This window comes from Veillonella parvula, from assembly GCF_047241225.1.
GTDB classification, from domain to species: Bacteria; Bacillota; Negativicutes; order Veillonellales; family Veillonellaceae; genus Veillonella; species Veillonella parvula_O.
Window position 1 is genome coordinate 131,676 of the sequence record NZ_JBKTIE010000005.1, and the last position, 6,260, is coordinate 137,935.

General features: G+C 36.0%; 5 protein-coding genes, 1 tRNA gene and 1 rRNA gene. 2 read left to right on the forward strand and 5 right to left on the reverse strand.

Features of this window, described 5'->3' with window-relative positions; genetic code table 11:
* Nucleotides 1-152: 152 nt before the first annotated feature.
* The 4 genes from ACLRYO_RS09360 to ACLRYO_RS09375 form a co-directional block, all read right to left on the reverse strand.
* The gene (locus tag ACLRYO_RS09360; protein WP_012864123.1) at nucleotides 153-761 is read right to left on the reverse strand and encodes a peptidoglycan-binding protein; all 609 of its coding nucleotides are present in this window, start codon (nucleotides 759-761) and stop codon (nucleotides 153-155) included.
* 262 nt (nucleotides 762-1,023) lie between these two features.
* Complete coding sequence (nhaA, locus tag ACLRYO_RS09365; RefSeq protein WP_413084853.1) at nucleotides 1,024-2,196, reverse strand: Na+/H+ antiporter NhaA; 1,173 nt, start codon at nucleotides 2,194-2,196, stop codon at nucleotides 1,024-1,026.
* 36 nt (nucleotides 2,197-2,232) lie between these two features.
* Complete coding sequence (gene nhaA, locus ACLRYO_RS09370; RefSeq protein WP_012864121.1) at nucleotides 2,233-3,405, reverse strand: Na+/H+ antiporter NhaA; 1,173 nt, start codon at nucleotides 3,403-3,405, stop codon at nucleotides 2,233-2,235.
* Nucleotides 3,406-3,555: 150 nt separating this feature from the next.
* The gene (locus ACLRYO_RS09375) at nucleotides 3,556-4,881 is read right to left on the reverse strand and encodes a PepSY-associated TM helix domain-containing protein (RefSeq protein WP_413084854.1); all 1,326 of its coding nucleotides are present in this window, start codon (nucleotides 4,879-4,881) and stop codon (nucleotides 3,556-3,558) included.
* A gap of 136 nt (nucleotides 4,882-5,017) precedes the next feature.
* On the opposite strand from ACLRYO_RS09375, the gene ACLRYO_RS09380 reads away from it, so the two are divergent.
* Both ACLRYO_RS09380 and ACLRYO_RS09385 read left to right on the forward strand, forming a co-directional pair.
* Nucleotides 5,018-5,091, forward strand: a tRNA-Gly gene (locus tag ACLRYO_RS09380).
* A gap of 57 nt (nucleotides 5,092-5,148) precedes the next feature.
* Nucleotides 5,149-5,358, forward strand: a complete 210-nt coding sequence (locus tag ACLRYO_RS09385) for a TOBE domain-containing protein (protein WP_012864119.1) — start codon at nucleotides 5,149-5,151, stop codon at nucleotides 5,356-5,358.
* 515 nt (nucleotides 5,359-5,873) lie between these two features.
* Here the strand turns inward: ACLRYO_RS09385 and rrf are convergent.
* Nucleotides 5,874-5,990: ribosomal RNA gene (gene rrf, locus ACLRYO_RS09390) — 5S ribosomal RNA — on the reverse strand.
* Between the last annotated feature and the right edge of the window lie 270 nt (nucleotides 5,991-6,260).

Below are 6,260 nucleotides of genomic sequence, written 5' to 3' on the forward strand. Positions count from 1 at the left end.
TCATATATCTATATTATACCATAATTTCCGAATATTCGAGGTTTTGAATACATTATAATTCGGTAAAAGAAAAACTCTCTAGCATTTTATACAAGAATATGATTTTAGTCTATAAACCTATCATATAGTTATATAAAGCTAGAGAGTCATCATTATAAAATATAAACCTTTACAGATTGACGTCCAAACTGCAATGCTTCTGCACGAGAATCAAAAGCTAAATCAATGCGATGCCCTTTAATAGCACCACCTACATCGTCAGCTACAGCATAACCATATCCTTCAATGTATAATCTCGTACCTAATGGAATTAATTTTGGATCTACAGATACAATTCCCTTCTTCAAGCGACTACCTGTAGCCGTATAATTTCCATTTCCAGGATCTTGAGCAGAATAAGCACTAGCCTGCATAGTTAACACTCGAGAGTATTTATTCGGCACACCATCATGACTTAATGCTGTACCATGACCACCATATCGAGTCTCCATCTTTTCTAAAGCATTCATTGTTGCAGGACCAACTCGCCCATCGACAGCGAGTCCCTTTGACTTTTGAAATTTTCGTACGGCCTGTTCTGTATTATGACCGTAAATGCCATCTATAGAATCATGTAAAAAACCTTGATTCTTTAACATGGTTTGCACCTTACTAACGTGATGCCCTCGTTGCCCCCGATCAATAGTTTTTGCTAATGATACAGAGGATACCATTACAATCATACAAACAAGCGTACATGCAATAATTATTTTTTTTATCATATATACCTCACCTTACATTAAGTAGTATACTATATAGGTTTAAATAATCTATAAACCATAGATGTACTATTAATATCAAAAATGCATATATATTAAGCGCTAAATAGCAATGTTCATCTTAAAGACGTATTACATATATACCATATAAATATAAGATATCAATGAAAAATCTCCATCATATCTTGATAGAGACTCCACTTAGTTTATCTAAGTTTAAAAGCCTCACCAGTCAACAATGGAGATTTAAGAATTTTATTTGATTTTAGCAGTTATGATATACACCAATATGACATTCTTTTCGATTTGCCCCAACAATTCTTAAGAAGATATAGCCGTATATTGCCGAAATTAATGAACCAAGGATTACTCCACCTTTTGCCATTTCTTGAGCATGACCTGGATTAAATGCCAAGATAGATACGAAGATACTCATTGTAAAGCCAATACCACATACAATAGCAGTACCATATACATGCTTCCAATTAGCTTCCGTTGGCATTGGTACAAGACCACATTTCACCATTGCAAATACAGCGCCAAAAATACCTAATTGTTTCCCTATAATAAGACCTAATGCAACCCCAAGTACTACAGGATGCGTCAAATCATTTATAGATACGTTACGTAAATCTACGCCGGCATTGAAGAAGGCAAATATTGGCACAATTAAGAAACTAACCCAGTTAGATAATAAGTGTTCCCAATGTTGCATCGGACGAACATACTTACGACCGCGCTTACCTTTTGAAGGAATTGTCATAGCCAAGATTACACCAGCCATAGTTGCATGTAGACCAGATTTTAATACACAATACCAAAGGATAAAACCAAGGATGATATATGGTAGAGGTCGTACATAACCTTGCTTATTACAGTAGATTAATGCACCTACAACTACGGCAGCCATACCTAAATACATGATTTGGATACTTGATGCATAAAAAATGGCAATTACGATGATAGCCATTAAATCATCTATGACGGCAAGGGCTGTTAAGAATACTTTCATCGAATTCGGCACTCTAGATCCTAATGCAGATATGATACCGATAGAAAATGCAATATCAGTAGCAGTCGGTATCGCCCAACCATGAATATATTCAGGATGAAAACCTGCAATTAAGTAATATATAAAAGCAGGTGTTAAAACACCAAACAATGCAGCAATACCAGGCATTACACGCTTAGCATTAGTATTAAGTTCACCTGCTACTAATTCTCGCTTAACTTCTAGACCTACAAATAGGAAAAAGATTGCCATTAATGCATCATTAACCCATTCTAAAATCGTTAGATTTCCTATATGGTGATTAACGATATGGAAGTATTGTTCAGATGATGGAGAGTTCGCTAAAATTAAAGCGAGTACTGTTGCTCCTAGCAATACAGACGTAGCTGCACCTGGAGAACGTAAGAAGACAAAAATGCGTTCCATTTGAATCCTTTCTATACTTTCAAAAAGATTATATTATTAAATTTTACCACGCATCTTGCGTATTTGGTAAGCAATAATTAGAACAATCGCACCTAGCAAACCTGCCATGATAGATCCTATAAAAATACCTACCTTAGCCATTTCTTGAGTTATACCAGGCGGGAAAGCCAATGTAGCAACAAAGAGGCTCATAGTAAAGCCAATACCACACAGAATTGCGGTACCGTAAATTTCAGGCCACGTTGTATTTGTAGGCATCTTAATCGCCTTAGATTCAACTAAAATATATACGGCAGAGAATATGCCTAATTGCTTACCTAAAATTAAACCTAATGAAACACCTATAATCACTGGATGGAATAAGTTTTCCATAGAGAAATCAGCAAAAGATACACCAGCATTCAAGAAACTAAATAGTGGAATAATAAAGAAGTTTACCCAATTTTTTAAAGCATGAGCCCACTCCTCCATCGGATATACTACTTTATCCAAAACTTTACCATCCAAAACTTTACCTTTAAATGGAATCGTCATGGCTAGTACAACACCAGCAATAGTAGCATGAACACCGGATTTTAAAACAAGATACCAAAGAACTAGACCAAGTACACAATACGGTAATGGTCGTAAATAGCCTTGCTTATTAGTATATACCAATAGACCTGTTACCGCAGCTGCAGCTATTAAATCCATAAAATTGACGCCTGCTCCATAAAAGAGAGCAATAACCACTATAGCAATTAAATCATCAATAACAGCTAAAGCAGCTAAGAAGGCTTTCATCGCTGAAGATACCATATTCCCAAGCATTGTAATAACGCCTATAGCAAATGCGATATCTGTAGCAGTTGGAATCCCCCAACCATGTCTAAACTCTGGCATATACCCAGCGGCAAAGTAATATACTATAGCTGGAGTAAAAACACCCGCAAATGCAGCTAATACAGGAAGTACTCGTTTTTGTTTAGTATCTAGCTCGCCAGAAATCATTTCCTTCTTAATCTCTATACCAACATATAGGAAAAATAACGCCATTAATGCGTCATTTACCCATTCTAATATGGTCATAGGACCAAGATGTATTTGCATAGTAGCAAAGTACTGATCAGCCATTGGTGAATTAGCAACGAGCACACCTAAAATAGCCGCGGACAGGAGCGATATCCCACCTGCAGACTCTGATTGGAAAAATGCTTTTATATAATTCATAGTAACTACCACTTAATCAATCATAATATAAATACAGGTTTAATACATAAAAAACCTAGTTGATATATATTATTATATCATTTTAGTTCGAAATCAATCAATAAACTAATGATGAGGCACGCTGATTAGATACATGAAGAATATAATAACTTAATGATTAAATCCTCTAATTAAAGAAATAAAAAATACTACTAGAGGAATAGTTAAACAAATACCTGCTATAGTATTTGTAACTGGATTGGACCAAAGTGGCATAATAAATCCAAGTAATACTAAGGTACCACAACAGATTGGTGTACGCCAAACATGTTTTATCTCAACCGATACTTTAGATTCTGTAGCACTAGCTCTGCCAAATTTCTTTTTAATAGTCATAATAATACCAGTCAAAATGCCTACAATAAGAACAATATCCCAGATGGCCCATAATATTTTAAGAGCCATCGTATTATGATTATGAATATGGAGATTAATCATTGTAGTCATGCCCGTAAAATACCATGGGATATTTTTTGTAGAATACATATCCTTAGTAGAATCAGTATATAAATTAGCATAGACTGGTTGGCCCAAGAACATAGCTGGATCATCATCATTTTCAGCACCTAAATAAAATGCATAATGATGATTATTAAATTTAGATGGATAATCTATAGATATAAGCTGACGATCTGGGTATGCTTTCATAATTCGAGAGATAGCTTCAGATGGTTGTAAAATGTCAGATTGACCAACTGAAAGTTCTTGCTTTGCAGTGTGTAGTACATCTGCATTATAGCTGTCATTAACAATAAAAAATCCACCTATCCATACACCTGTAATGCATAATATGAATCCCCATACAGTGGCAACCATAGCAAATTCTCGATGTAATGTACTTAATTTCATATAGTTAGACAATACAGTAGATTTTGCAAAGCTTTTACGAAATGGACCATATAAAAAAATACCAGAAATAATAGATAAACTACATATAAAAGATAAAATCGTTACAATATAAATTCCTGTTTTGCCAAGATCTAATCGAGTATGTAATTGGTGAAGCGTATGTAACACACTTCGAACCCAAGGATGCATAAGCGTTTCATGATGCGTAGTAATAAGCCCCTTTGTTTCAGGATTATATAATACATAATCCCCTCCCATCCCCATACGCGCTGGAGGCGCTACAGTTGCGGAAGAATCAATAATACGATACCGTAAAATATGTGTAGCCCCCATAGCTGGAGAAATATTTAAAATATCCTTAGACGGATATTTTTCTTTCACTAATAGGGCACCTTCATCAGCATAATTAAAAATAGACATTTCTTGTTGGTTCATCGCCATTGATAACGAGGAATGATGTGACCCGCCTTGAGCCCATGCATTTAATTCAGTTCTGAACATAAGGACAAGACCTGTAATACAGAACATTAAGAAAAATAGCACAGAAACTATAGATAACCATTTATGAATTTTATAAATTTTTGACATACATATGCCTCCTTCCTCATTATTTTATACATCAATTCTTATATCAATACAATACAGCAACTACTATGGGTATAGAGTATATAAACAAGCTCCACTTGAATGTATATATTATAGTATGATACAATATGTACATCATGCGGGCGTAGTTCATCGGTAGAATGCGAGCTTCCCAAGCTTGAGAGGAGGGTTCGATTCCCTTCGCCCGCTCCATACATAATAATATAAAAATCATATATTTGTTTGTATATTTAATACAAGGAGTTAAACATGAAATTAAGTGCAAGAAATCAATTAAAAGGTACTATCGTTGAGATTCAAGAAGGCGCTGTAAACGCAATCGTAAAAATCAATGTAGGTAATGATAACATCGTTACTGCTGATATTACAGTTCAATCTGTTAAAGAATTGGGCTTAGCAGTTGGCAAAGAAGCTGTCGCTGTTATCAAATCCACTAGCGTAATGGTTGGTGTAGAATAATAATTTAGAGTCGCTTCGGCGGCTCTTTTTTTTGTATATAGTTAATTTTGTATTAAATGGGTATAAATAAATTCTGTAAACTATTTTAAATTAGATTATATGGCTTTATATATGCTTTTATATAGTTGATATAAAAGAAGTTATATATCCATATAATTGATTCAACTCAACTAGTTTACGGTTCGGTAACATTGGCACGTTGTGCCGCGTTACCATAAAGATATAGTTTGCGTCCTACCAATAGCCGCAACTTCCTATCAATCCTCACTGTGGATTTCCCTTCACTGCTTTGCAGCTCGGTAAATCTTACGTTCGGAAGAAAGCGATGCAGTGAATCTGTCGTCGTTTCACTCCTCCATCTTCTACTGCCCTGCTTTTCCCAAGGCCGTCTTACACAGACACGCAGATAGATATAACCTCTACAACCTTGGCTGGAGACGGTTCTAGCAAGGTTAGCTAGTCGAAGACTAGCAAAAAGAAAAGGCCTACCATTCGGTAGACCTTTTCTTTTCGTTAATCAGCAGCTTCCTATCCTCCCAGGCCGTCTCCAGCCAAGTACTTTCGGCGTTTATGAGCTTAACTACTGTGTTCGAGATGGGAACAGGTGGATCCTCATAGCCATCGCCACTGAATCTGTCAGAGTTTGTACTCTGAAAACCACATAGAAGTATATATATTTGTTGCACATTCTGCTTAATGTTTTGTTATATGTTGCGTCCCATACTCAAAGTACACGTCTGGAGGATTGCGTCGAAGCCTGTGGATTTCACATCGTGAAATCTTACGTTTCGACGTAAGCGACTCCACGCAACTTGTGCGTCGCATTGCTCCTTCAAGTTGGTTACGCTGCTTAAGTAAAGCCCTCGATCGATTAGTACCAGTCAGCTCCAAACCTCACGGCT

Excerpts from the sequence above, each read along its gene's own strand:
- ACLRYO_RS09360 (WP_012864123.1), bottom strand. The coding sequence starts at position 761 with ATGATAAAAAAAATAATTATTGCATGTACGCTTGTTTGTATGATTGTA.
- nhaA (WP_413084853.1), bottom strand. The coding sequence starts at position 2,196 with ATGGAACGCATTTTTGTCTTCTTACGTTCTCCAGGTGCAGCTACGTCT.
- nhaA (WP_012864121.1), bottom strand. The coding sequence starts at position 3,405 with ATGAATTATATAAAAGCATTTTTCCAATCAGAGTCTGCAGGTGGGATA.
- ACLRYO_RS09375 (WP_413084854.1), bottom strand. The coding sequence starts at position 4,881 with ATGTCAAAAATTTATAAAATTCATAAATGGTTATCTATAGTTTCTGTG.
- ACLRYO_RS09385 (WP_012864119.1), top strand. The coding sequence starts at position 5,149 with ATGAAATTAAGTGCAAGAAATCAATTAAAAGGTACTATCGTTGAGATT.